26 protein-coding genes and 1 riboswitch are annotated in these 25791 nt (G+C 72.2%); of the genes, 12 read left to right on the top strand and 14 right to left on the bottom strand.

Annotation, left to right across the window (positions count from 1 at the left end):
• Positions 1-183: 183 nt before the first annotated feature.
• Positions 184-591: a carboxymuconolactone decarboxylase family protein gene (locus EW117_RS10210; protein ID WP_129786277.1), complete on the top strand. Its 408-nt coding sequence runs from the start codon at positions 184-186 to the stop codon at positions 589-591.
• A gap of 23 nt (positions 592-614) precedes the next feature.
• On the opposite strand, the gene EW117_RS10205 is transcribed toward EW117_RS10210, so the two are convergent.
• Positions 615-1535, bottom strand: a complete 921-nt coding sequence (locus tag EW117_RS10205) for an oxidoreductase (RefSeq protein WP_129786275.1) — start codon at positions 1533-1535, stop codon at positions 615-617.
• 102 nt (positions 1536-1637) lie between these two features.
• Between EW117_RS10205 and EW117_RS10200 the strand changes: the two genes are divergently transcribed.
• Positions 1638-2363, top strand: coding sequence for an MmyB family transcriptional regulator (locus EW117_RS10200; RefSeq protein ID WP_129786273.1), 726 nt, complete (start codon positions 1638-1640; stop codon positions 2361-2363).
• Positions 2364-2375: 12 nt separating this feature from the next.
• On the opposite strand, the gene EW117_RS10195 is transcribed toward EW117_RS10200, so the two are convergent.
• Complete coding sequence (locus tag EW117_RS10195) at positions 2376-2756, bottom strand: winged helix-turn-helix transcriptional regulator (RefSeq protein ID WP_129786271.1); 381 nt, start codon at positions 2754-2756, stop codon at positions 2376-2378.
• Between the two features lie 117 nt (positions 2757-2873).
• On the opposite strand from EW117_RS10195, the gene EW117_RS10190 reads away from it, so the two are divergent.
• Positions 2874-3800, top strand: a complete 927-nt coding sequence (locus EW117_RS10190) for an NAD(P)-dependent oxidoreductase (protein WP_129786269.1) — start codon at positions 2874-2876, stop codon at positions 3798-3800.
• Positions 3797-4693, top strand: coding sequence for an NAD(P)-dependent oxidoreductase (locus EW117_RS10185; protein WP_129786267.1), 897 nt, complete (start codon positions 3797-3799; stop codon positions 4691-4693). Before EW117_RS10190 ends, EW117_RS10185 begins: the two co-directional genes overlap by 4 nt.
• A gap of 20 nt (positions 4694-4713) precedes the next feature.
• Here the strand turns inward: EW117_RS10185 and EW117_RS10180 are convergent, their stop codons facing one another.
• The 12 genes from EW117_RS10180 to EW117_RS10115 all read right to left on the bottom strand — a co-directional run bounded on the left by EW117_RS10180 (position 4714) and on the right by EW117_RS10115 (position 17748).
• Entirely contained in the window at positions 4714-5634 is a 921-nt protein-coding gene (locus EW117_RS10180) for an SGNH/GDSL hydrolase family protein (protein WP_165362628.1), read from the bottom strand.
• A gap of 1 nt (position 5635) precedes the next feature.
• Positions 5636-6922, bottom strand: coding sequence for a glycosyltransferase (locus EW117_RS10175; RefSeq protein ID WP_242504206.1), 1287 nt, complete (start codon positions 6920-6922; stop codon positions 5636-5638).
• A 1-nt stretch (position 6923) separates the two neighbouring features.
• Complete coding sequence (locus EW117_RS10170; protein ID WP_129786264.1) at positions 6924-8069, bottom strand: glycosyltransferase family 4 protein; 1146 nt, start codon at positions 8067-8069, stop codon at positions 6924-6926.
• Positions 8070-8229: 160 nt separating this feature from the next.
• Positions 8230-9546 (bottom strand): glycosyltransferase 87 family protein, encoded by a 1317-nt coding sequence (locus EW117_RS10165; protein ID WP_129786262.1) that lies wholly within the window; start codon positions 9544-9546, stop codon positions 8230-8232.
• 72 nt (positions 9547-9618) lie between these two features.
• Complete coding sequence (locus EW117_RS10160) at positions 9619-10626, bottom strand: DUF4097 family beta strand repeat-containing protein (RefSeq protein WP_165362627.1); 1008 nt, start codon at positions 10624-10626, stop codon at positions 9619-9621.
• Positions 10626-11285, bottom strand: a complete 660-nt coding sequence (locus EW117_RS10155) for a response regulator transcription factor (RefSeq protein ID WP_129786260.1) — start codon at positions 11283-11285, stop codon at positions 10626-10628. Before EW117_RS10155 ends, EW117_RS10160 begins: the two co-directional genes overlap by 1 nt.
• Positions 11273-12673 carry a sensor histidine kinase gene (locus EW117_RS10150; RefSeq protein WP_129786258.1) on the bottom strand — a complete coding sequence of 467 codons (1401 nt, stop codon included), beginning with the start codon at positions 12671-12673 and terminating at the stop codon, positions 11273-11275. Before EW117_RS10150 ends, EW117_RS10155 begins: the two co-directional genes overlap by 13 nt.
• A gap of 197 nt (positions 12674-12870) precedes the next feature.
• Positions 12871-14091 carry an acyl-CoA dehydrogenase family protein gene (locus EW117_RS10145; RefSeq protein ID WP_129786256.1) on the bottom strand — a complete coding sequence of 407 codons (1221 nt, stop codon included), beginning with the start codon at positions 14089-14091 and terminating at the stop codon, positions 12871-12873.
• A 459-nt stretch (positions 14092-14550) separates the two neighbouring features.
• Positions 14551-15699: a Gfo/Idh/MocA family protein gene (locus tag EW117_RS10130; protein ID WP_129786254.1), complete on the bottom strand. Its 1149-nt coding sequence runs from the start codon at positions 15697-15699 to the stop codon at positions 14551-14553.
• A gap of 19 nt (positions 15700-15718) precedes the next feature.
• Entirely contained in the window at positions 15719-16405 is a 687-nt protein-coding gene (pnuC, locus tag EW117_RS10125) for a nicotinamide riboside transporter PnuC (RefSeq protein WP_129786252.1), read from the bottom strand.
• Positions 16406-16517: 112 nt separating this feature from the next.
• A riboswitch (FMN riboswitch) is annotated at positions 16518-16655 on the bottom strand.
• A gap of 78 nt (positions 16656-16733) precedes the next feature.
• On the bottom strand, positions 16734-17483 hold the full coding sequence (locus tag EW117_RS10120) for a TetR/AcrR family transcriptional regulator (protein ID WP_129786250.1): 750 nt from the start codon (positions 17481-17483) through the stop codon (positions 16734-16736).
• 70 nt (positions 17484-17553) lie between these two features.
• Complete coding sequence (locus EW117_RS10115) at positions 17554-17748, bottom strand: hypothetical protein (RefSeq protein WP_129786248.1); 195 nt, start codon at positions 17746-17748, stop codon at positions 17554-17556.
• 120 nt (positions 17749-17868) lie between these two features.
• On the opposite strand from EW117_RS10115, the gene EW117_RS10110 reads away from it, so the two are divergent.
• The 8 genes from EW117_RS10110 to EW117_RS10075 all read left to right on the top strand — a co-directional run bounded on the left by EW117_RS10110 (position 17869) and on the right by EW117_RS10075 (position 25763).
• The gene (locus tag EW117_RS10110; RefSeq protein WP_129786246.1) at positions 17869-18795 is read left to right on the top strand and encodes an LLM class F420-dependent oxidoreductase; all 927 of its coding nucleotides are present in this window, start codon (positions 17869-17871) and stop codon (positions 18793-18795) included.
• Between the two features lie 104 nt (positions 18796-18899).
• On the top strand, positions 18900-19763 hold the full coding sequence (locus EW117_RS10105) for a poly(ethylene terephthalate) hydrolase family protein (protein ID WP_129786244.1): 864 nt from the start codon (positions 18900-18902) through the stop codon (positions 19761-19763).
• A 41-nt stretch (positions 19764-19804) separates the two neighbouring features.
• Positions 19805-21067: a uracil-xanthine permease family protein gene (locus EW117_RS10100; protein ID WP_129786242.1), complete on the top strand. Its 1263-nt coding sequence runs from the start codon at positions 19805-19807 to the stop codon at positions 21065-21067.
• Positions 21068-21161: 94 nt separating this feature from the next.
• Positions 21162-21896 (top strand): TetR/AcrR family transcriptional regulator, encoded by a 735-nt coding sequence (locus tag EW117_RS10095; protein ID WP_242504205.1) that lies wholly within the window; start codon positions 21162-21164, stop codon positions 21894-21896.
• 69 nt (positions 21897-21965) lie between these two features.
• Positions 21966-22952, top strand: coding sequence for an ABC transporter ATP-binding protein (locus EW117_RS10090; protein WP_129786240.1), 987 nt, complete (start codon positions 21966-21968; stop codon positions 22950-22952).
• Positions 22949-24619: an ABC transporter permease gene (locus EW117_RS10085; protein WP_129786238.1), complete on the top strand. Its 1671-nt coding sequence runs from the start codon at positions 22949-22951 to the stop codon at positions 24617-24619. Before EW117_RS10090 ends, EW117_RS10085 begins: the two co-directional genes overlap by 4 nt.
• A gap of 148 nt (positions 24620-24767) precedes the next feature.
• Entirely contained in the window at positions 24768-25064 is a 297-nt protein-coding gene (locus EW117_RS10080) for a type II toxin-antitoxin system VapB family antitoxin (protein WP_129786236.1), read from the top strand.
• A gap of 18 nt (positions 25065-25082) precedes the next feature.
• Positions 25083-25763: a LytR C-terminal domain-containing protein gene (locus EW117_RS10075; protein WP_165362626.1), complete on the top strand. Its 681-nt coding sequence runs from the start codon at positions 25083-25085 to the stop codon at positions 25761-25763.
• Positions 25764-25791: the final 28 nt, after the last annotated feature.

The following is a 25791-nucleotide window of genomic DNA, read 5'->3' as shown; positions in this document are numbered from 1 at the left end:
TGGCCACGCGGCACGCGTAGGGTGCAGTCTGCGGAAATCGCCGGTGACCTGCATGTATATGGATGAAAGGATTGCGCTGTCACCCGGTCATCGGTTGAACTTGGTCCACGCCACTGGCGTACACGCCTGTGGCGACCGATCGAGCAGCACACCACCCTGTCGGCAGCTCAGAAGGAGAAGGCGATGACCGAGAACGACGCGTTGCGCGCGGAACGATTCGCATCCGGCAAGGAGATTCTCGATGCCGTTCACGACGATCCGGGCCACAACGTCATCGACTCCCTGGCCGACATCGCCCCCGAGCTCGGACACCAGATCGTGGCATGGGGATACGGAGACATCTACGCCCGGCCCGAGCTGGAACCCCGGCAGCGTCAGCTCGTGACTCTCGGGATCCTCACCGCTCTGGGCGGTAGCGAGGCGCAGCTCGAGGTGCACGTCGGCGCGTCGCTGAACGTCGGGCTGACCCCGCAGCAGATCATCGAGGTCTTCCTGCACAGCTCCGTCTACTGCGGGTTCCCGCGGGCGCTGAACGCCGTCGGCGTCGCGAAGAAGGTGTTCGCCGAGCGCGGCCTGCTGCCGCTGAACTGACCCGCCCCCACGAGACCACCGCCCTACAGGTACTCCACCCCCGTCGCTTCCTGCGCAACCTCCCACAGCCGTCGTCCGACGGCGGGATCAGCCGCCTCGGTGGAGGCGCGCACCTCGGTGACGCGCCCCCACCGTTCGCGGAACCCGTCGGGGCCGAAGAACTGCCCGCCGCGTACGTCCGGAGCTGTGGCCGCGAAGAGCGGCGGCAGCGCGCCCCGTTCGACGGGCTGGGCGCTCAGAAGGAACAGCCGCGTCGCCAGCTGTCCGATCGGGCCCGGGTACCCCCAGGCCCGCGGGGTGAGGTTGGTGCGGGAGACACCCGGGTGTGCGAGCGCGCTGCGGACGGGTGAGGCGGCGGCGCGCAGCCGCCGGTCGAGCTCGATCGCGAAGGCCGTCGTGGCGAGTTTTGACGCCCCGTAGGACGTGGGTGCCCAGTACCTGCGCTCGGACATGAGGTCCGCGAAGTCGAGGTGGGCGGTCTTGTGGGTGATCGAGCTGAGCGACACGACCCGCGGTTGGTCACCCCGGGCGACCAGCGGGAGCAGCAGGCCGGTGAGCGCGAACGGGCCGAGCATGTTCGTGCCCAGGTGGAGCTCGAAGCCGTCCGCGGTGGTCTGCCGGCCGCCCAGCACCACGAGCCCGGCGTTGTTGACCAGGAGGTCGATTTTCGGGTGCTCCTGGGCCAGCCCTTCCGCGAAGGCGTGCACGGACGCCAGCGACGCCAGGTCTAGCTCCCGGACCTGCAGCTTGGCGCCGGGCGCGGCGGCGGCGATGGTCCGGGCGGCGTCCTCACCGGCCGCCAGGTTCCGGACGGCGAGGACGACGTCGGCGCCGTGCCGGGCGAGCTCGGTCGCCATCACGCGTCCTACGCCGGAGTTCGCCCCGGTCACGACGGCGAGCCGGCCGGTCTGGTCAGGGATGTCTGCTGCGTTCCAGGAGGTCATGGCGGCGACGGTAGGCCGGTCCGGCCCGGGCGTGAGCGTTCTCGCCTCCCTCGGTCTGGCAGGACCACCCTGGCGGTCTCGTGAGGGCGCACACTGGTGGGCGTGGCGACGGACCAGTCCTACGCACGCGAGCTCGGCGACTTCCTCCGGTCGCGCCGGCAGCGCACGACGCCGGAGGATCTCGGGCTCGAGCCCGGCCCGAGGCGCAAGGTGGTCGCGCGCGCGGCCCGGCAGCCCGACGTGCGGGTCCAGCGGCGTCCGGACCGGGTACCGGCCAGCACCCAGCGACTGCTGCCGCTGATGGGCGTCCCCGCCGTCGTGCTGGGGCGGCATCTCGACGTCCTCGCGTGGAACGCCCTCGCCGCCGAGCTGCTCGGCGACCCGGCGAGCCTTCCGCCGGAGCGGCGCAACTTCCTCACCGCCCTGTTCGACGACGAGAGCGGCCGGCTGCACTGCGCGGACTGGGAGTCCACGGCCCTCGACTACATCGGCATGCTCCGCGCCGCCGTCGCGGCCGACCCGGGCCACCCGCGAGCCGTGGCCGTCGTCGGCGAGCTCAGCATCCGCAGCCCCGAGTTCCGCGGGCTGTGGGCGCGGCACGACGTGCGCGAGAGCGTGCACGGCGCCAAGGTGATCCACCACCCGCGCGTCGGCGACATCGCCATGGAGTGGGATGCCTACCCGCTGCCCGGCAGCCCGGGCCCGGTCATGGTCGTCTTCACCCCGCAGCCTGGCCCGGCCGACGACAAGCTGCGGCTGCTCGGTACCCTTGCCGAGACCTGGCCCGCCGACGCCGAAGCAAACCCCGCCGTCCGGCAGAGCTGCTGACGCCGCACCAGGTCACGGACGCGGCAGGACCGCGGCGTCGCGGTGCTCGACCAGGTCCGACCGCTCCCGCCGGATCCGGTCCACACCCCAGGCCCCCAGCGGCGCGAGCGCGGCGTTGAGCGTCCGGCCGTGCGCCGTGAGGGAGTACTCCACCCGCGGCGGCACCTCGGCGTGCACCTCGCGGCGCACGAGCCCGTCGGCCTCCATCTCGCGCAGGTGCTGGGTCAGCATCTTCTCGCTGACGCCGGGCAGCCCACGCCGCAGCTCGGCGAACCGGCGCACGCCGTGCTCGTCGAGCTCCCAGAGGATCAGGCCCTTCCACTTGCCGCTGACGACGTCGAGCGCCGCGTCGATGCCGCAGATGTACGGGCCGGTGCGGGGTGCCTTCGTCATCGTTCCGCTCCTCAACACTTACGAATTGGTAAGTACCCCAGTAATTAGTGGGTACTTCCATGATCGTACGTCGCGCGCCGAGCATGAGCAGGTACCCACCTACCGAGGAGATCCTTGATGACCGACCCCCGAGGCACCGGCGTCACGCTGCTGGGCCTGGGCGCGATGGGCAGCGCCCTCGCCGCCACCCTGCTCGGCACCGGCCACGCCGTGACCGTCTGGAACCGCACCCCCGCCCGCGCCGCCGAACTGAGCGCGCAGGGCGCCGAGGCGGCGTCGACGACCGGTGCCGCCGTGGCAGCTCACCCCCTGATCGTCACCTGCCTGCTCGACCACGCGTCCGTGCACGAGACCCTCGACCCGGTTGTCGCCGGGATGCGGGGGAGCACGCTGGTGAACCTCACGACCACCACGCCGAACGAGGCGCGCGAGCTCGCCACGTGGGCCGACGGCCACGGCGTCCGCTACCTCGACGGCGCGATCATGGCGACCCCGCCCATGATCGGCACCCCCGGGGCCTCGATCCTGTACAGCGGGTCCCGGGGGGTCTTCGACGACGTCCGGCCGGTCCTCGACCGCTGGGCGACCAGCACCTACGACGGCGCCGACAGCGGCCTGGCCTCGCTCTTCGACCTCGCGATGCTCTCGGGCATGTACACGATGTTCGCGGGGTTCCTGCACGGCGCCGCGATGGTCGGCTCCGTCGGCGTGACCGCCACCGAGTTCGCCGCGCGCGCCACGCCGTTCATCAGCGCGATGACGGCTGGCTTCGCCCACGACGCCAGTGTGATCGACGGCGGCGACTACACGGTGCCCGGCCAGCAGAGCCTGGACTTCTCCGATCTCAGCCACATCGTGCGCGCGAGCGAGGAGCAGGGCGTCGACCCGGCACCCGTCGCCGTCGTCCAGGAACTGATCAGCCGGCAGATCGCCGCCGGGCACGGGGCGGAAGGCTTCGCCCGCCTTTACGAGAGCCTGCGCGCCGTCCGCGGCGACAACACCGGCCGATCCGACCATACCGACCGAGCGGAGACCCTCCGATGAGCACACCCGTCACCCTGATCGGCCTCGGCCCGATGGGCCAGGCCATGGTCCGCTCCCTGCTGCGCGAGGGCCACCCGGTCACCGTCTGGAACCGGACGCCGAGCCGCGCCGCCGACGTCGTAGCCGCCGGCGCGAAGCTCGCCGACTCACCCGTCGACGCCGTAGCGGCGAGCGAGCTCGTCATCCTCAGCCTCACCGACTACCAGGCGATGTACGACATCCTCGGCACCGCGACGGAGGCGCTCGCGGGCCGCACCGTCGTCAACCTGAGCTCGGACACGCCTGACGTCACGCGCGAGGGCGCTGCGTGGGCGGCGGAGCACGGCGCGCGCTTCCTGACCGGCGGCGTCATGACGCCGGCCCCGATGGTGGGCACCGAGGCGGCGTACGTCTACTACAGCGGCCCGGCCGACGTGATGGAGGCCCACCGCGAGACGCTGGCCACGATCGGGGCGCCGCGCTACCTCGGGGAGGACCCGGGGATGGCGCAGCTCATGTATCTGGCCAACCTCGACGTGTTCCTGACGTCGCTTGCCTCGCTCCTGCACGCGACCGCTCTGCTCGAGTCCGGCGGGGTCAAGGCCAGTGTCGCGATGCCCGAGCTGATGCTGACCCTGGTCGGCGCCGGGGAGATGATGGAGGTGGGCGAGAACCCCGCCGCGCAGATCGAGGCCGGCGAACATCCCGGTCACCTGAGCACGGCGACGATGATGGGCGCGACGGCCGACCACATCGTCGCGGCGAGCGACGCCGCCGGCGTCGACCGCGGCCTGCCCGCCGCGGTCCAGGCGTACTACACGTGGGTCCGCGAGCACGGCCACGGGGGCGACAACTGGACCCGGATCATCGACGCCATGCGGCCTCGGGCCGGGGGCACCGCCCCAGCGTCATGAGCCTGAGCCAGCCGCCCGGGTCAGCCCCTGCGGATGCGACGGCGGGGGTCCAGGCCCGAGTCGGCGAGGCTCGTCATCATGCTGCCGGGCGCGAACGTCCGCTCGGCGCGCAGATCGTGCACGACGGCGCGGAGCAGGCCCGGCAGGAAGTCCCGGCCGCGGCGCACGCACCAGGGCAGCCCGGCCTTGACGAGCCAGGCCAGGCGTTGCCACACCGACGGCGGGTCGGGCGCCGCGGGCAGCCGTGCGGCGACCCCGTTCTCGTCCGCCGGAGCAGTGATCGGGGGCGGGGAGTAGACCGGGTCCAGGTCCGTCAGGGCCGTTGCCACCGCCAGCGCGAGCCGGCGGTGGCCCGCCGGGGACGGGTGCACCCGGTCGACGTGCCAGGCCTTCTCCCCTGCGGGCGCGATCGCCTGCACGGCATCCACGACGACCACCCGCCCACCCGGTCCCGGCGCCGAACCGTCGAGTGCGGTCCCCGCCACCTCCTCGACCGCCGCGTTGATGGACGCGACACGGCGCCGCATGACGCGCCGCACGAGGCGCGGGCTGAGCTCGAAGAGGCCGATGACCGGCAGCTTCACGAGCACCACGTCGGTCCCCGCCCGGCACAGCTCGCTGACGCACCGGTGCAGGTCCAGGAGGGTGAGCCGCGCGTCGAAGTCGCTGCGCAGCACGTCGTTGCCGCCCACGAGCACCGTCGCGAGCCGGGGCCGCAGCGCCAGGGCGGTATCGAGCTGCGTCTGCGCGACGTCGCTGGAGCGGGCGCCGTTGGTGGCGAGGTTCGCGAACGCCTCTGCGCCGAGCACGGCTGCGAGGTGCGCGGCCCAGCCGGGGCCGTGAACGGCGTCGGGGCCGACGGTGTCGCCCACTCCCACGGTGATCGAGTCACCCAGGGCGACGAGTCGGAAGCAGTCCTCGCGTCCCGCCGGCGACGTCATCTCACCGTCGTCCCAGGCTGCCCACATGAATGGGGCCGGACGGGTCGGTGACTTCCGGCCCCGGGTTCCCCGGCCCCGGCCCCACAGCGGGGCCGGCGACCGGGAGATCCGGCGTCAGGTCGAAGGCCTTGCGGGCGTGCAGCGCGAGCATCGCGTCGCCGGTCGCGCTCCACGGGAAGAGCTCGGCGCGCACCCGGGCGGCCTTGCGCCGCTCGTCCACGTCGCGGTCCAGCACGTCGTGCAGGGCGAGGGCGAGCGCCGCGGCGTCCGGCGGGGCGGCCGCGCCGGCGGTGCCGACCACCTCGGGCAGGGCGCTCGACGAACTGCACACCACCGGCGTCCCGGAGGCCAGCGCCTCGAGCGCCGCGAGCCCGAACGTCTCGATCGGCCCGGGCGCGATGACGGCGTCGGCGCAGGTGAGGAGGGTTGCGAGCCGGTCACGGTCCGGGATGAACGAGAGGAACCGGTGCGGCAGGCCGGCGGCCTCGGCCCGGAGCCGCATCTTCGGCAGGAGCGGGCCCGAGCCCGCGACGACGAGCCGCACGGGCCGCCCGTCCCGCACGAGCTGCGCCGCGGCGTCGATCGCGAGGTCCGGCCGCTTCTCCGCGGACTGGCGGCTCGCCAGCACGATGAGTGCGGTGTCGCGCGGCGCGTACTGGGCGCGCGCCTCGGCGGAGTACCGGTCGGGCCGGAACCGCTCCAGGTCCACACCGAGCGGCACCCGGTACAGCGGCGGGAGGGCGGCCCGGGTGCGCGCGGCGAGGCGCTCGACCTCACCGGCGGCGAACTGGGTGGTGGCGACCAGACGGTCGAACCGGGTGAGCGTGGCCAGGTTGTACCGGTCGGCGAGGGCCGGAGCCGCCGCCGCACCGAACGACGCCGCGTAGCCGCCCTCCGCCGCGCCGGGGATCCAGGACCGCAGCACGCCGTCGACCCGTTCGTGCAGCATCATCAGCGACGGGATGCCTGCTTCTCCGGCCCAGTCACCCAGGCCGGCCAGCGTGGTGCGGTCGCTCACCTCGAGCCGGTCGGGCGCGAGCGTCTCGAGCAGGCCCCGCATCTTGCCGGGCTGCACCACCGCGCGGTAACCGCCGGAGAACGGCACGCGCGGCGCAGCGAGACTGACGACCCGGACGCCGTCCACGTGCGCCACCCCGTCCCGCTTGCCCGGCACGACGAGCACGGGTTCGTGCCCCCGGGACAGGTACTGCCCGGCCATCGCGTGCATAGCGGTACGGATGCCCCCGGACCGGGGGCTGTAGAAGTTGGCGACGTGGACTATTCGCAAGTCATACCTCCGCTGAGCCGGCTCTCGCGTGCACCCGGACCGCGTCGTCGTAGTGGTCCATGAGCTCGGAGCAGATGTCGTGCCACGTGCGGCCCTCGGCCCGTTCGCGTGCCGCGGTCCCGAAGGCGCGCCGCTTGCGTTCGTCGCCCACCAGGTCGACGACGCGGGCGCGCAGCGCCTCGTGGTCACCCGGAGAGTACAGCCAGCCGTCGTGGGAGTGCCTGACGATGTCCAGCGGGCCGCCCGCGGCGGGCGCCACGACCGGGACCCCGCTGGCGTGCGCCTCCTGCAGCGTCTGGCCGAAGGTCTCGAGCTCGCCCGGGTGTACGAACACGTCGAGGCTCGCCATCGCCCGCGACAGCTCGGCCCCGCGCAGCAGCCCGGTGAAGTGGGCGGACGGCAGGATCTGCCGCAGGTCTTCCCGCTCGGGCCCGTCGCCGACGATGACGAGGCGCACGCCCGGCAGGTCCTGGACCACGCGCAGCGCCTCGACCTGCTTCTCGGCGGCCAGCCGGCCCACGTAGCCCACGAGGATCTCCCGGCCCGCGCCGACCTTGCGGCGCCACCCCTCGTCCCGGAACTGCGGGTGGAACGCCTGCGTGTCGACGCCCCTGCCCCATAGCCGCAGGTTGGGGATGCCGTGGTTCTCGAGCTGCCGGATGGTCGCGGTCGACGGCGCGAGCGTCATCGTCGCGCGCTCGTGGATGTCCTTGACCCGCTTCCACAGCAGCGGCTCGAAACCGCCCAGGCCGTAGCGCGCCGCGTAACCGGGCACCTCGGTCTGGTAGACGGCGACGCTCGGCAGGCCCAGCCGCTCGGCGGCCAGGATGCCGCGCCAGCCGAGGATGAACGGCGACGCGAGGTGGACGACGTCCGGGGCGAACGTCGCCAGCGTGCGCTCAGTGCGCCACTTCTTGCCGACGACGAGCCGCACGTCCGGATATCCGGGGAAGCCGATCGAGCCGAGCTCGACCACCGGGGCGCCGCTGACGAAGGGCGGGACATGTCCGATGGAGGCATCGGCGTCGGGCGCGAGGACCATGGCCTGGTCCCCCCGCTCCTGCAGATGCTCAAGGACCCGCAGGACGGAATTGGTGACCCCGTTGACCTGCGGGAGGAAACTCTCCGCAACGATGGCTACTCGCACGTTACGAACCTGCCGGTCGTCGATGTCCGGACGAAGTCTTTCGTGCGGCGAGCCGGGGAACGGGTGGCGTCGAGACGGTAACCGCTACACACGATGTCACAAACCTGACCGTAGCGGAGCCACCATCCACCTGGCATGGGGAACACCCCTGAAAGGACCCTTAGCCTGCCCTGGAGATCGCCTGACGGCTGCGGGCGACCTGGACGAGCCGGACCACCGCGCCGACCAGCAGCGCCACGAGCAGCGCGTTGCGCAGGGCGCCGACGCTCGTGGCGAACGGCCAGCCGCCCAGGAACTCGCCGTACCGGATCGGGTAGATCTCCATGGTCAGGCGGGCGACGAGCAGCGTGCCGAGCGCCGGCAGGAACCAGGTGCGGCGGGTGCCCTGACTGCGGCTGCCGAGCGCTATGGCCGCGGCCAGGGGCGGTCCGATCCACGCGATGAACTGCGGCGAGCCCACCTTGTTGAAGACGATCAGCGCCAGCAGCTCGGCGGCCGCGCAGAGCAGCAGGACGTCCCCGACGAGGTCGGGCCGGCGTCGGGCGGCCCACCAGGCGAGCAGCGCGATCAGGACCGCGGCCACGGGCAGCGCGATGTCGAGCGCCTCCGCGACGGCGTCCGGCCCGGCCCCGAGCACCTCGTAGGTGTAGATGACGTCGTCGTACTCGACCTGGATCGAGGAGTCCCACAGCCGGGCCACGGTGAACGGCGTGGCGGCGACGGACTCCACCTGCAGCTGGCGGTCGCCCTGCTCGCCGAAGACGTCGAGCACGTTGTCCTGCCCGCCGCCCGCGAAGGCGACGCCGACCACCACGGCGCACACGGCCGCGCCCGGCAGCACCACGTTCCGGAAGAAACCCTTGGCGCCCGACGCCGTCGCGGCCAGCGCGAGGGCCACCGCGCCCGGGGCGATCTTGATCCACGCGCCCACCGTGGCCAGCGTCATGGCCAGGGCCGGACGGCGGACGGCGACGAGGAGCGCGATGAGGATGATCGGCGCGAGCAGCCCGTCCAGCCGCCCGATCCAGATGGGACCGAGCGCCACGAGGAAGGCCAGCCAGAACCAGACGGCGGCCCGGCCGTGCGGTCGCGCCCGGCCGAGCAGCAGGACGGCGACGGCGTTGACGGCCGTCACGAGGCCCATCCATACCCAGTAGTAGCCGTTCGTCGAGTCGGCGAGCAGGGCCGGGACGGCCATGGGCGCGAGCGCACCGATCGGGTACACCCAGTCGTAGTTGAAGACGGGCCACCACCCGGCGTCCATGCCGTTGCGGACCCACCACTCGTACAGGTTCACGTCGCCGAGGATCTGCCCGCCGAACACCCAGGCCTGCAGGATGATCCAGGCATGAGCCAGGGCGAACCCGACCCACAGGGCCGGCCAGGAGGACAGGACATGGGTGGCGGACCGCAGGACGTCCTTGCCCACGGCCTTGGGCGTTGTCGAAATGTCTGACGCGCTCGGCACGGGCCACATCCTTGCACTGATCCGGGGCGGCGTCGGCTTCCGGGTGATTCCGGCCCGAGTCCGGACTCCTACAGGGGGGCGTCACTCGTCGAGGTAGGCGACGTCGCCGTTCGAGCTGCGCATCTCCACGGTGCGCTCGGCGTCCGGGTCGGTCGGGCCCTGGATCGTCTCGCTGCCGTTCGAGGTCTCCAGCGTCAGGGCCACGGGTTCGCCGTTGCCGATCACGGTGATCTCGCCGTTGCTTGTCTCGCTGTAGACGTTCCCGTCCACCGCCGAGACCTCCACCGACCCGTTGCTGGTCTTCGCCGAGGCGTCGCCGGTCACCGCGTCGATGGTGATCCGGCCGTTGCTCGTCTCGGCGGTCACGGTGCCGTCGACGCCCGTCACGGAGACCTCGCCGTTCGAGGTGGAGGTCTCGACGTCGGCCTGGGCGTCGGCCACGTCGATGTCGCCGTTGCTGGAGTCCACGAAGAGCGGGCCGCTGATGCCGTCGGCCTCGACCCGGCCGTTGCTCGTGTTCAGGGACACCTCGCCGGCCAGGCCCGTCGCGACGACGTCGCCGTTCTCCGTGCGGACGACCACCTCTGTGCCGGCGGGCAGGGTCACGTCGAGCTCGCCCGAGCAGCGGGGCAGGAGGAAGGACCACCCGCACCGGTGCGTGACCTCGAGCCTGCTGCCCGACACGTCCTCCGAGTAGGTCGGCTCCCGCATGCCGCTGTGCGCGATGGCGTCCACCTCGATGTCACCCTCGGCGGCGCTCACGGTCACGTCGCCGTCGGCCACGAGCTCGACCGTGCCCACGGCGTCGTAGGAACGGCTGGTCGTGGTGGTCTCGGACATCGACAGGTCGACGAGGAACAGCCCGCCGAACCCGACCACCGCGAGGGCGAGGAGCGCGCCGACCGTGCCGAGCACCCGGCCGGTGACGCCGCGCCGCGGCGGCCCGGGCGGGTAGGCGCCGTCCGGGGCATAGGGCCCGGGCTGGGCGTACGGCCCCGGCTGGGCATAGGGCGCGGGCTCGGCATACGGCCCGGGCTGCCCGACGGCGTCGGCGGGGACCGGGGGATTCTCAGGACTGGGCTGGTTCATCAGCGGGATCCGTTCTGGTCGAGCCAGCGCAGCACGGCGAGCACCCGGCGGTGGTCGTCGGCGGCCGGCGGGAGGCCGAGCTTGGTCAGGATGTTGGTGACGTGCTTCTCCACGGCGGCCAGCCCCACGACGAGGCGGTCCGCGATGGCGGCGTTGGAGCGGCCCTCGGCCATGAGCGCGAGCACGTCGCGCTCGCGGCGCGTCAGGACGTCGAGGTCGGAGCCGGGGTGCCGGGCGATGATCTGGGTGACCACCTCGGGGTCTACCACGGTCCCGCCCCCGGACACGCGGGCCACCGCGTCGAGGAACTCGTCGACGTCGGCCACGCGGTCCTTGAGCACGTAGCCCAGCCCGCGCGCGCCGCGTGCGAACAGCTCGCTCGCGTAGCTCTGCTCCACGTACTGCGACAGCACGAGGACCGGGAGGTCCGGGTGCACGCTGCGCAGGTGCACGGCGGCGCGCAGCCCCTCGTCGGTGTGCGACGGCGGCATCCGGACGTCCGTGACGAGCAGGTCGGGCAGCTCGGCGTCGGGCTTCGAGAGCGCCCGGACCAGGTCGTCCGCCGTGGTGTGCCCCGTCACGGTGTGGCCCTCGGCGGCGAGCAGGCGGGTGAGCCCGTCCAGGAGGAGGACGGAGTCCTCAGCGATCACGATGCGCACGGGACCTCCACGGTCAGGCGAGTGCCCTTACCGGGCGGGCTGTCGAGCTCGAACGTTCCGTCCAGCGCGGCGACTCGACCGCGCAGACCTTCCAGGCCGCTGCCGGGGGACGGCTCGGCGCCGCCCCGGCCGTCGTCGGACACCATGACGCGCAGGCGCCGCGGCTGCTCGTCGGGCACGAGGCGCGCCTGCACCCGGACCGAGTCGGCCCCGGCGTGCTTGGCGACGTTGGTCAGGGCCTCGGCGACGACGAAGTACGCGGCCGCCTGCGCGGCGGAGCCCGCAGGCGTCAGGTCGCCCGTGACCTCCACCCGGACCGGGACCGGGCTGCGCCCGGCGAGCGCGGAGAGGGCGGCGTCCAGCCCGCGGTCGGCGAGGACGGCGGGGTGGATGCCGCGCACCAGGTCGCGCAGCTCGGCGAGGGTCTCCTTGATCTCGCGGTGGGCGAGCTCCAGGGCGGCGACGGCGTGCTCGGGGTCCTTGTCGGCCAGCCGCCGGGCCACGCCCAGCTCCACGCCGAGGGCGACCAGGCGCTGCTGCGCGCCGTCGTGCAGGTCGCGTTCGATGCGGCGACGCTCGGTGTCGGCGGCGGAAACGGCCGCCGTCCGCGACTCGGTGAGGACGACGGCGCGCTCGCGGGCCGTGTGCGCCGCGGCCTCGGCGAGGCGCGTCTCGTGCTCGGCGACGGCGGCGCGGGCGCGGGCGACGTCGGCCGACGAAGGGCCCAGGAGGATGGTCGCGAGCCGCACCATGAGGTACGACCCGTACTGCGCGAGGGCGGCGGCCGCCCAGACGAGCACGACGGCGCCGGCCAGCGCGCCGACCACCGTGGCCGGCCAGGACAGGCCGGTCCACTCGGCGAGCGCGCTGCCCCGGCCGAGCGCCACGAACGCCGCCGCGGCGGCCGCTCCGGCGGCCAGGCCGGTGGTGACCGCGAAGAACACCGAGGTCAGGAGCATCGCGAGGAACGCGTAGAGCGTGGCGGCCCAGGCGCGGCCGTCGCGGATCGGCGCCCACAGCCTCGACCAGAAGCCACGCGGTGTGCGGCCGAGGGTCAGGGGAGCGGGGATGGCGACCCCTGTCTGGGCGGCGATGCGGGCGCGCTCGGCCGCGCCGAACCAGCGCGCCGCGACCAGGGAGGCTGCGAGGAGCGGGACCCCGATGCCGAGCGCCGGGACGATCCCGGCCGAGACCACCACCAGTATCCACAGGGTCAGGCCGCCTGTGAGGTGCCAGATCCAGCCGACCCCGAGGGCGGCGAAGGCGCGTCCGGTAGCGGCGTCGTACGGGGCCCGGAAGAAGGCCGGGCCGGAGACGAGCGCGGGTGCGACGACGTCCTCGAGGCTGACGGGCCGGTGCGCCGGTGCGGGGCCGTCATCGCTGGTCATGGATATGACATTAGGCCGACGCCCGCCCCCGCAACATGCTGCAACCCCACGGCGTGCGGGTGGGGTTACCCCCACCCTGGATCCGCCGAGGTAGGACCAGGGCGAGGTAGGACCAGGACGAGGTAGAACCGCAGCGCAGCCACAGTCCTACCTCGCCACAGTCCTACCTCGCCAAGGTTCTACCTCGGCGGGGTGGGTCAGGCGAAGGCGCTCGCGCCCGTGATCTCGCGGCCGATGATCAGGGCCTGCATGCTCTCGGTGCCCTCGTAGGTGTGCAGGGCCTCGATGTCGGCGAAGTGCCGCGCCACGCGGTTCTCCAGCAGGATCCCGTTGCCGCCCAGCAGGTCGCGGGCGATCGCCGCGATCTCGCGCGCACCCCGCGTGCACGTGTACTTGGCGAGCGACGCCTGCGGGCCGGTGAGCTGCTCGGCCTCGTCGAGCCGCGTCAGCTGCTTCACGAGGAGCTGCATCTGGGTGAGGATCGACAGCATCTTCGTCAGGCGCTCCTGCACCATCTGGCTCGCCGCGAGCGGCCGCCCGAACTGCGTGCGCTGCTTGGCGTAGGCCACCGCGGCCTCGTAGCACGCGACGGCCTGCCCGACGGCTTCCCAGGCCACGCCGAGCCGGGTCGCGAACAGCACACGACCGGTGTCCTTGAAGGTGCGGGCCTCCGGCAGCAGGTTCTCGGCCGGGACGAACACGTCGGTCAGCACGATGTGCGCCTGGTGGATGGCGCGCAGCGAGATCTTGCCCTCGATGGTCTTGGCGACGTACCCAGGGGTGTCCTGCGGCACGATGTAGCCGTGGACGTGGCCGTCCTCGCCGCGCGCCCACACCACGGAGATGTCGCCGATCGAGCCGAAGCCGATCCACTTCTTCTCGCCGTTGATGACATAGCCCTCGACGCCGTCCCGGGTCTCCTTGACCGCGGTGGTCTCCAGACCCACGGAGTCCGAGCCGTGCGTGGGCTCGGTCAGCGCGAACGCGCCGAGGACCTCGCCGCGCGCCATCGGCGCGGCGTACTTCGCGATCTGCTCGTCAGAGCCGAGCATCACGATCGAGCGCAGCGCCAGGCCGCCTTGCACGCCGCAGATGGTGGCCACGGAGCCGTCGCCGCGCGACATCTCCATCGCGGCCAGGCCCTCGGCCATCTTGGAGACCTTCGGGAAGCCGGGAACGTCCACGCCGTCGCGCAGGAAGTCCAGCTCGGCCATGCGCTTGACCAGGTCCATCGGGACCTCGTAGCGCTCCCAGTAGCCGTCGATGACGGGCAGGACCTCGTCCTGCACGAACCGGCGGACGGCGAGCTGGTGCGCCCGCTCCTCCTCCGTGACGTCAGCGAAAGTGCCGGCGAAGTCGATGTCGAGCGGTTGCGAGACGTCGTAGTCGGGCGCCGTCACGCCGGGAGTCTGAGTCATGCGTTCCATGGTGCGGGGAACCGGGTATCAGGTCAAGCGATACTAGGTCTCATCGGAGCGTCCGTGCGCGTGGCGCGTCCCAGGGCGCGGCCGACGGCGTTGCGCACCGCGAGCCCGCCGCGGGTGCGCGGAATCAGCAGCGTGGCGGCCAGGGGGGGTGCGCCGGTGTCGCGGGTCCACCGAGCGCCGCTGCTGCGCCTCGTAGACCTGGAACGCGCGGGCGTGGTCGCCGGGATGGTCCGCGAGGGCCTCCGGTCGCCAAGCAGACCCGGACCCACCACTTCCGGACGCTTGTCGACTCGGGGCTGCTCTGCGAGATCAACTACGGCAACGGGAAGGGCGTCAGGCTGCGCCGGGCACAGGTCGAACGCCGGTTCCCTGGCCTGCTCGACCTGCTCGCGGCGGAGTTCAACAGCTCGGCGGCGGCGTCCACCGGGCGTTAGCCGCGGCGGCGCCGGGCTAGGCGCGCTCCGCGCCGTGGCGGCAGGCGGGCCCGCCCGCCCATGCCTGCGGCCGGGTCCGCACCCGTTCGCCCGACGCCGCGGCGCGCCGCACCTCGAGCTGGAGGTACTGGTCCTGCGCCGCCTCGGCCACGGAGTACGGGGCGGGCGCGCCGTGCAGCACGTGGTCGGCCATGTCGGCGACGACGCGGGCTATCGACAGCTCGTCGTCGGGCAGGCGAGCCGGGCGGAAGGTGTTGCGGTACAGCCACTCGGCGTCGAGCGTGTAGCCGCGCAGGAACAGGCCCTCGTGGCTGCCGGCCCCGCCCGCCGCGATCCGCTCCAGCCTGGAACGCCGGGGGAGCCCGTCGGCACCGACGTGCCGCACGACGTCGTCCCGCAGCTCGCCGCGCTCCCCGCGGACCAGCAGCGCGGGAGAGCGCACCCAGGAGCGGTACTGGACGTCGTCGAACTCGTAGGTGCCGAGCCGGTCGCCGAAGTCGAGCCACGCGGTCGCGTGCACCGTGTCGACCGGGGCGAGGTCGTCGGGGTCGCCGGCCCGGCTGGGGCTGGGCAGCACCCGGCGGGTGTCGCGCCGCGCGGTGATCTCGGCGTCCTCGAACGTGATCCCCAGGGCGCGGCGCAGCACGCTGAGGCCGTGGTAGTCGTGCGCGATCGAGACGTGCGCGTCCGTGACCCGGCCGAGCAGGCCCGACGCCGCGACGGCGAGCTGCGCCCCGACCAGCGGCTCCAGGTGGTACTGCTCGGCGACGTGCACGCAGGCGCCGTCGTCCACGAGCCGTTGCAGTGCCGCCAGCTCCTCGACCGTGCCGGCCGCGGGCGTCTCCGTGAGCACGGGGACGCCCGCGGCGGCGAGGTCACGGATCACCGGCTGGGCGGGGCCCGCCGGCAGCGTCAGCAGGACGAGGTCGGGCCGGCCGCCGTCGAGCAGCTCGCGGACCGACGCATAGGCGGACGCCGGGAGCCCGGGCAGGCCCGCCGCGGGCAGGCCGCGGGTGGCGAGCTGATCCCGGTCGGCCGCGTTGCGCGTGGCCACGCCCGCGACCTCGAACCGGTCCGGCAGCGCGTGCAGGACCCGCAGCATGGTCCGGGCCCGGAAGCCCGAGCCGACGATCCCGATCCTGGCCGTGCGCTCCTGTGCCGTCACGGGCGCCGACGGTATCCGATCAGGCGGCCGCAGCCACCACCTCGTCCGGCTCGGCGCTCTCGCGCCGGCTGATGCGCCACCACGCGAAGAACCCGAACAGCGTGAACAGGCCGTAGACCAGGTACATCAGGGCGGTCGCCCAGTACCCCGCCGAGAACAGCAGCGGCACGCCGACGAGGTCGACGGCGACCCAGATCAGCCAGAACTCGACCCAGCCCTTGGCCATGCCGTAGGTGGCGAGCACGGAGCCCATGAAGATCCACGCGTCGGCCCAGACCGGCTCGTACGAGCCCAGGGTCCGGAAGAGCGGAGTGAGGAGCAGCGTGCCGGCGAACATCCCGGTGATCAGGCCGACGCGCGCCCGCCAGGAGGCCCAGCGCGGGTGCACCGCCACCGTGCCGACGCCGCCCAGCCGCCGGGTCTGGCGCCAGCGGTACCAGCCGTAGACCGAGACGGCGATGAACATGATCTGGCGGCCGGCCTGGCCCAGCATGTCGGCCCGCGTCGTCTCGCCGAACCACGAGCCCATGAAGACGGTGAAGAGCAGGATGTTCCCGACGATGCCCACCGGCCACGCCCACACCTTGCGCCGCAGCCCGCCCAGCGCGGACGCCAGCCCGAACAGGTTGCCGATCACCTCTCGCCAGTAGATCTGCTGGTCGCCGACCAGGAACATCGCGTCGTAGGCGGCGCGGAACCAGTCCATGTCTCTTCCCTCTCCGAAGTCCGCACAGGGACTCCGGGGTGAGGGCCGGCGCGCCACGAGGGCGCCGACGACGGCGTGTCGCCGTGGCCCCGAGGGGTCGACGGCGCGCGCCGCACGTGCTTCCTCCCATCCGGACTTTGACCGTCGGTCCTGGAGTCTCACCAGGTCAACCGGGTCCTTCCCGAAGGAACGACCCGGGTCGCGGACTATAACCGCCGGCTCGGAATTTCACCGACCCCGGAGCACGTGTGCATTCGATGCACGATGTCTAGCGGAACACAGGATGCCACGTGCCCATTCCCGCCGGGAATGTCTGGTCTGCCACATGTCAGACGAGGGCGTCCCGGACGGCCCGGGCCACCTCGTCGGGCCCGGCCCCACCCTCCACCACGGTGACGATCACGCGGCGGACGGGCGGGGCGCCGTCGTCGGCCGGCGGGTGGCCTGTCGTGCCGATGACGGCGGCGCGCCGCAGGTCGGCGAACGCCTCCTCCAGCTCGGGCCGCAGGTCGAGCGTCGGCGTCCGCAGCCAGCGCCGCAGGATCGCGTTGTGCACCGCGACGACGGAGGCCGCGAACGCGATGGACGTCGTGGACGCCGACCGCTCCGGCGGCAGTGTGTCCCGCAGGTAGTGCGTGAACGCCCGCTCGTAGCGGTGCGTGGTGATCAGCTCCCGGTCGCGCAGAGCGGGGACCTGCTGCAGCAGCGCGTACCGGGCCAGCGAGGTCTCGCGCTGGCCCACGTGGTGGTCGAACACCATGCGTGCGGCGCGGCACACCTCGAGGTACGGGTCGATGTCGGGGTCCCAGGCGCGCCCGAGGTCGTGCCCTGCTTCCTCGCTGGCGCGAGCGTCGGGACGGGTGGCGGCCAGCATGACCACGACCTCCTCGAGGAGCAGCTCGTGGTCGGCGAAGACCACGTCCTCCTTCGAGCGAAACCGGCGGAAGAACGTGGCGCGGCTGACCTTTGCGGCGTCGGCGATCTCTTCGACGGTGGTTCCCTCGTACCCCTGCCGGGTGAACAGATCCACCGCAACGTCGACTGCCTGTGCGTGCGTGTGCGTACGGACGGCGGTCATGCCTGGCAGGCTACCGCGTGGCCCCCGGCCGGCGTGAAGAGTCCTTGAACGAAACGTGACGTCCACGGTGCTAATTTTCCCGCGCCGAGATCTTGCCCGACCGCAGTCTGCGCAGGTAGCGCACCTCGCGAACCGCCATCAGGAGGCCGATCGCGCCCGGCACGGCCGACCACAGATGCCCGAGCACAACGCCCACCAGACACACCAGAAAGATCACCCCGCCGCCGACGACGGTGGCGAGACTTCCCCAACGGATCCCGGTCACGCAGTGAGCGTAGCCGCTGACCCCCTTGGCTGTGGGCGCGATCGTTGCGCCCGAATCGGGCACGAAGTCGCAACGATCACGCTCACAGCCAACGCTGGGCGTCGTGGCATCGTTGTGGCCATGACTCTCGACCTGCGTATCTTCACCGAGCCCCAGCAGGGTGCGACGTACGACGACCAGCTTGCTGTCGCCCAGGCGACCGAGCGGCTGGGGTTCAGCGCGTACTTCCGCTCGGACCACTACCTCGCCATGGGCGGCGACGGCCTGCCCGGCCCGACCGACTCCTGGGTCACGCTCGCCGGTCTCGCGCGCGAGACCTCGACGGTGCGGCTCGGCACGCTGGTGTCCTCGGCGACGTTCCGGCACCCCGGCGTCCTCGCGATCCAAGTGGCCCAGGTGGACCAGATGTCCGGCGGCCGCGTCGAGTTCGGCCTCGGCACGGGCTGGTTCGCGGCGGAGCACAGCGCGTACGGCATCCCGTTCCCGGACAAGCGGTTCGGCCTCCTCGAGGAGCAGCTCGCGATCATCACGGGCCTGTGGGAGACCCCGGTCGGGGAGACGTTCTCCTTCTCCGGCGAGCACTACCAGCTCGTCGACTCGCCCGCCCTGCCGAAGCCCACGCAGCCGAAGATCCCCGTGCTCGTCGGGGGCGGCGGCCCGCGCCGGACACCCGCGCTGGCGGCGAAGTACGGCGACGAGTACAACCAGTCGTTCCCGGAGCTCGACACGGTCGGCGAGCGGATCAAGGTAGTCGAGAAGGCGCTGTCCGACGCCGGGCGCGCGCCCGGGTCGCTGGTCCAGTCGGTGGCGCTGGTCACCGCCGTCGGGCAGGACGAGGCCGAGTTCGCCCGGCGCGCGGCGGCGATCGGCCGCGAGCCGGCCGAGCTGCGCGAGCACGGCATCGCGGGCACCGTCACCGAGGTGGTGGACCGCCTCAAGGCCCTCGAGGCGGAGGGGATCCAGCGCGTCTACCTCCAGATCCTCGACCTGGCGGACCTGGACCACCTGGACCTGATCGCGCGCGAGGTCCGCCCGCAACTGGGCTGACACCGGGGCTGGCGGCATGGAATGACAGCTAGCGCAGGCCGAGTGGAGAGATTCTTCTTATGGTCGTGTCGGCCGCTTCTCGCGACACACCACAGGAGAACTCCATGCAGAGCTTTTCTCGTGTCTTCCGTGCCGCCCTGGCGGCGACCGCCCTCACCGTAGGAACGTTCGGCGCGGTCCCCGCCGCGGTCGCCGACGACGGCTACCAGCGTGGCCCCGACCCGACCGAGGAGAGCATCGAGGCGCCCCGCGGCACCTTCGAGATCGGGATGGCGGTCGTCACCCGCGCCTCCGCCGACGGGTTCGGCGGCGGCACCGTCTACTACCCGACCGACACGTCCGAGGGGACGTTCGGCGCGGTCGCCGTCTCCCCGGGCTACAGCTCCTCGCAGGCGGCCATCGCCTGGCTCGGCCCGCGGCTGGCCTCCCAGGGCTTCGTGGTGTTCACCATCGACACCCTCAGCACCTCCGACTCGCCCACCCGGCGCGGCGACCAGGTGCTCGCCGCGCTGAGCTTCCTGGGACGCACCGAGCTGGCGGACCGGATCGACCCCGACCGGCTCGCCGTGATGGGTCACTCGATGGGCGGTGGCGGCAGCCTGGAGGCGGCCAAGGACTATCCGGCGCTGCAGGCGATCGTCCCGATGACGCCGTGGAGCGTGGACAAGACCTTCCCAGAGGTCACCGCACCGACCCTGGTCATCGGCGCCGAGGACGACGTCGTGGCGCGGCCGCGGTCGCATGCCGAGCCGATCTACGAGTCGCTGCCGGCGGACGGCGACAAGGCGTACCTGGAGCTCCGCGACGCCTCACACTCCGCACCCAGCGCGCCGAACACCTTGATCGCCCGGTACAGCCTCTCCTGGCTGAAGCGGTATGTGGACGACGACGAGCGCTACCAGCAGTTCCTGTGCCCGCCGCCGGCCGTGGACGACGAGATCAGCGAGTACCGCAGCACCTGCGCATAGGATCCGCGCGACACTCCCGTCGCGAGATCAAGGACAGGCGCATGCGACTCGGCTGGAAACTGCACGGTGATGGTGCCCGCATCACACCCGGGGAGGTGGTCGCCCCCGACGAGCGGCTGAGCTGGCCGCGCACGATCGGGATCGGCCTGCAGCACATCGTCGCGATGTTCGGCGCCACCTTCCTGGTGCCGGCCCTCACCGAGTTCGACCCGGCGACCACCCTGTTCTTCTCTGCGCTCGGCACCATCGCGTTCCTGCTGATCACCGGCAACAAGCTGCCGAGCTACCTGGGGTCGAGCTTCGCGTTCATCGCGCCGGTCACGGCGGCGACGGCGTCGGGCGGGCAGTCGGTGGCGCTCGGCGGCATCCTCGCCACCGGGCTGCTGCTGGCGATCGTCGGCGTGGTGGTGCACTTCGCAGGGCCGCGCTGGATCCAGGTCGCCATGCCGCCCGTCGTGACGGGCGTGATCGTGGCGCTGATCGGCCTCAACCTGGCGCCGGTGGCGTGGACCAACTTCCAGGTCGCTCCGCTGACCGCGGTGGTGACCCTCGCGTCGATCATCCTGATCCAGGTCCTGTTCAGGGGCCTCCTGGGCCGCCTGGCGATCCTGCTCGGCGTCGTCATCGGGTACGTGTTCGCCGCGGTGCGCGGCGAGGTCGACTTCTCGCAGGTCGAGCAGGCCGGCTGGCTCGGTCTGCCGCAGTTCGTCGCGCCGTCGTTCGACCCGGGAGTGCTCGGGCTGTTCCTCCCGGTGGTGCTGGTCCTCATCGCGGAGAACGTCGGGCACGTGAAGTCGGTCGCCGCGATGACCGGCCGCAACTACGACCCGCTCACCGGCCGTGCCCTCCTGGCCGACGGCGTCGCCACGACCCTGGCCGGCCTCGGCGGCGGCTCCGGCACCACGACGTACGCGGAGAACATCGGCGTCATGGCGGCGTCCCGCGTCTACTCGACGGCGGCGTACTGGGTGGCCGCGTTCGGTGCGCTGGCGCTCAGCCTCTCGCCGAAGGTCGGCGCCATGATCGCCAGCGTCCCCGCAGGCGTGCTCGGCGGCGCCACGACGATGCTCTACGGGATGATCGGCATCCTGGGCGCCCGCATCTTGGTGCAGGGGAGGGTGAACTTCTCCGATCCGGTGAACCTGACGACGGCCGCCGTGCCGCTCGTCATCGGCATCGCCGACTTCACCTGGACGGCCGGCGACCTGCAGTTCGGGGGCATCGCGCTGGGCACCGCCGCCGCCCTGGTGATCTACCACGTCATGGGCGCCATCGGCCGCTGGCGCGGCACCGCACGGCCCTGACCCTTGCAGCTGTCAGACGTACAGGTCACCCGCATGACCTATACGTCCGACACGGTCTGGACAGCGGGCTGAACGCGCGATTAGCATATTGAACGTGCGTTCAGCCGGTGGTGCAGAGGGGCGAGCGGGGACCACCCCGCCGTCGGGCGGTGGCGTGCGCGCCGACGCCGACCTCACCGCGCGCGCCCGGATCCGGGACGCGGCGGTGAACCGGTTCGCGGTGGAGGGTTTCGGTGCGCCACTGCGCTCGATCGCCAAGGACGCCGGGGTGAGCGCCGGTCTCGTGATGCACCACTTCGGCTCGAAGGACAAGCTCCGCGCCGAGTGCGACGAGCACCTGCTGGCCACCATCCGCCGGCTCAAGCGCGAGAACGTCGCCGAGGCCGCGGCCGGCCAGAGCTTCTTCCACAAGTTCGCGGCCGTCGAGGAGAACGCGCCCATCGTCGGGTACGTCCTGCGGTCCATGCAGGACGGCAGTCCGCTGGCCCGGGAGTTCATCGACCACATGGTCGACGACGCGGTGGGCTACACGCGGGACGGCGTGGCGGCGGGCGTGATCGTGCCCAGCCGGGACGAGGCCGCGCGCGCCCGCTACCTCACGCTCTCCTCGCTCGGCTCGCTGCTGCTCGAGGTGACGCTCAACCCGCCGTCGGACCCGCACGACCTCGGGGCGATCGTTCGCAGCTTCCTCAACAACAGCTACCTGCCCATGCTGGAGCTGTTCACCGAAGGCTTCCTCACGTCCCGTCGCATGCTCGACGAATACCTCATGTACGTGCCCGACCCGCCGTCGCAGGACGAGGCAGCGCCCGCGCCTACCCCAGGCTGACCGGTACCCGCCGGTCCGAAGTGCGCTGCCCAGCTACGTCCCCCACCGACGTCTGAGAGCGAGCGAGCCATGACCGTGACACCAGCAATCGAGATCCACGACCTGTCCAAGTCCTTCGGCAGGGTGCAGGCCCTCGACGGCCTGAACCTGGCCGTCCAGCCCGGCGAGATCCGCGGCTTCCTGGGCCCTAACGGGGCCGGCAAGTCCACCACCATCCGTGTCCTGCTCGGCCTGCTGCGGGCCGACGCGGGCTCCGCACGGCTGTTCGGCGGCGACGTGTGGCGCGACGCCGTCGAGCTGCACAAGCGCATCACCTACGTGCCCGGCGACGTGAGCCTGTGGCCCAACCTGACCGGCGGCGAGTGCATCGACTACCTGGCCCGCCTCAGCGGCCACGCCGAGAAGTCCCGGCTCAGGGCGCGCAAGGTCGAGCTGCTGGAGCGCTTCGAGCTGGACCCGCGCAAGAAGGCGCGCACCTACTCCAAGGGCAACCGGCAGAAGGTCGCCCTGGTCGCGGCCTTCCTGACCGACGCCGAGCTGTACGTGCTCGACGAGCCGACCTCCGGCCTGGACCCGCTCATGGAGGCCGTGTTCACCGAGTACATCCGTGAGGCCCGGTCCGCGGGCCGGTCCGTGCTGCTCAGCAGCCACATCCTGTCCGAGGTCGAGAAGGTGTGCGACACCGTCACGATCATCCGTAACGGGACCGACGTCGAGTCCGGCACGCTGGACGACCTGCGGCACCTCACGCGCACCAGCGTGACCGCGGTGGTCGGCGGCAACCCGGCGGCCGTCGCGCAGCTGCCCGGCGTGCACGACCTGGTCACCACCGCCTCGGACGGCGGCACCCGCGTCACGTTCGACACCGACAACGCGCAGATCGGCACCGTGCTCACCGCCATGAGCGCACTCGAGGTGCGCAGCTTCACCGCGACCCCGCCGTCGCTCGAGGACCTGTTCATGCGCCACTACGGCGACGTCATCGACGCCGACGAGGCAGCCGCCGAGGCGGCCGCGAACGGTGCCGCCGCCGGCCGGAAGGCTGGTGCGCGATGAGCGCCGCCGTCGTGTCGCCGCCGGTTCCCGCCGTCGGCCGTCCGGCGTTCGGGGCGACCCTGACCGGGACCGGACGGATGGTGCGGTTCATGCTGCGCCGCGACCGGGTACGCCTGAGCGTGTGGACGGCGTCCGTCGTGTTCTTCTACGCGTACTTCGTGGTGGCGCTCGGCGCCATGGGCGACGAGGCGCTCGCCGGGCGCGCCCTGATCATGGAGACGCCGAGCGGGATCGCCATGGGCGGGCCCGGCTACGGCATCGACGACTACACGGTGGGCGTGGCGATCGCCAACGAGGGCATCACCTGGATGGTCATGGCGCTCGCGATCATGAGCATCCTGCACGTGGTGCGGCATACGCGCGGTGAGGAGGAGGGCGGCCGGTCGGAGCTGGTGCGCGCCGGGGCCGTGGGGCGGCACGCACCCGCCGTCGCGGCGACCATCACCCTGCTCATCGTCAACGCGGTGATCGCCATCGTGTCGGCGCTCGCCCTGTACGGCGTCGGTGAAAGCGACCTGGGACTCGGCGACTCGTTCGCGCTGACCGTCGGGAGCGGGCTGAGCGCCATGGTGTTCGGCGCGATCGCCCTCGTGGCCGCGCAGGTGACCGAGCACGGGCGCGGCGCGGTGGGCATCAGCCTGGCGGCCTTCGGTATCGCCTTCATGGTCCGGGCTGCGGGCGACATCCAGGAGCGGCACGGCAGCGCGCTGTCCTGGTTCTCACCGATCGCCTGGGCGCAGCAGATGCGGCCCTTCGTCGACGTGCGGTGGTGGCCCGCCGCGCTGAGCGTCGTCGCGATCGTCCTCTTCCTCCTCCTCGGCGCGTTCCTGGGATCGCGTCGCGACTTCGGCTCGGGCATGGTCGCGGTCCGCGCGGGCCGGGCCGACGCCCGGGCAACCCTGCGCGGCCCAGTCACGCTCGCCTGGATCCAGCAGCGCATCGTGCTCATGTGGTGCGTGCTCGGGCTCGGCCTCATGTGGTACGCGTCGGGCACGCTCCTGCCCGACATCACCTCGATGATCGCGGAGATCCCGGAGAACAACCCGGTCTTCGCCGCGGTGTTCGGAGCGGACACGAGCCAGTTCACCACGGCGTTCCTGGGCGTGATGGTCCTGTTCGCCATGCTGTGCTGCGCCGCGTACGCCGTCGTCATGGGGCAGCGGCCCAAGGCCGAGGAGGGCGTGGGCCGCGCCGAGATCGCGCTGGCCAAGCCCGTCTCCCGGCAGCGCTGGTTCGGTTCGCAGCTGCTGGTCGCCGGGCTGGGTACCGCCGTGCTCGCCGCGGTGAGCATCTGGGGCCTGTGGGTGGGCGCGGTGTCCGTCGGCTACGAGGAGCAGTCCTTCGGCGACTACACCGAGGTGCTGTGGCCGTACCTCCTGGCGCTCGCTGTCTACCTGGGGTTCACCGCGGCCCTGTACGCGTGGTTCCCGCGCGTGGCGGGTATCGGCTGGGCGCTGCTGATCTACACCTTCGTGATCGGCATGTTCGGCGGGCTGCTGGAGGACCTGCCGGACTGGGTGCATCGGGTCTCGCCGTTCTACTGGCTGCCGGCGGCGTTCACCGAGGAGCCGGAGGCGTCGCACATGCTGGGGCTGACGGGAGTCGCCGTCGTGCTGTTCCTGCTGGCCTTCGCGGGGTTCCGGCGACGGGACGTGCCGAGCGTGTGACCGCCGCCGAACGCCCGTCCCGCACCCCTCCGGCTGTTCCCGGCACGCACGTTCCGGTAGGGTGCGGGACGCCGTCCGGTGTCAGCAGGCAGGTTTCCTCACCGCCGCTCCCGGACCGTGCCCCGCCGAGTCCAGTGAGGATGGACCGATGATCTTCAAGGCCGTAGGAGACGGCCGCCCGTACCCTGAGCACGGGCGTTCGCGGACGCGCGACTGGGTCGACGTGCCCCCACGCCAGGTGCGCCTCGACGAGCTCGTGACCACGAAGCGCACGCTCGACCTCGACACGCTCCTGGCCGAGGACTCCACCTTCTACGGCGACCTGTTCGCGCACGTCGTCGAGTACGAGGGCACCCTCTACCTCGAGGACGGGCTGCATCGCGCGGTGCGTGCCGCCCTGCAACAACGTCCTGTGCTGCACGCTCGCGTGCTGATCATCCGCTGACTCAGGTAGGTTCGACGAGTGACATCCCCCGGGTACGACCAGGCGCGCGTGGAGCGCCGCCGCCGCGAGCACGAGCGTCAGGCCGTGGTCTTCGGCGTGCTCATCGCGTTCCTGGCGGTCTGCGGCATCTTCGCGCTCGCCGTGTACTCGGGCGCGATCAGCTCCCCGTTCAACCGGCCGTTCACCACGGTGGGCGTGGCGGAGCAGGAGTCGTATCCGGTGCCCTGCCTGCCCGCGGTGAAGGGCCAGCCGGACGGCGCCCTGCCGGTCGCGTACTCGAAGATCGAGGTGCGGGTGCTGAATGCGACGGCCGTGTCCACGGTGGTGGGCGAGGCGGGCGCCGCGGCCGCTTTCGAGAACGAGCTGGACCGGCGTGGGTTCGAGGTGATCGCCCTTGGCGACTACGAGGGCGAGCAGAAGGTGTACTCGGAGCTGCGGTTCGGAAAGAACGGCGTCGTGGCCGCGTACACGCTCGCCGAGCACCTCCCGGACGTGCGGCTCGTGCTGGACGATCGCAAGGGCAGGTCGGTCGACCTGCTCGTGGGCGAGCAGTACGAGGCGCCCTACCCGCTGGACGACGTCGCCGTCAGCAGCGACCAGCCGCTCCAGAACCGTGAGGGGTGTGTCGCCATCGCGGAGATCACGCCCCAGCCGCTGACGAAGGCGACCGAGACGCCGGCGACAGAGGCGTCCGAGTAGGGCCGTTGCCCGGGTTTGCTCGGCGAGG

Source organism: Promicromonospora panici (assembly GCF_900608595.1).
GTDB lineage: Bacteria > Actinomycetota > Actinomycetes > Actinomycetales > Cellulomonadaceae > Promicromonospora > Promicromonospora panici.
Note: the sequence above shows the minus strand (reverse complement) of the source record. Positions and strands in the feature narration are given on the sequence as shown.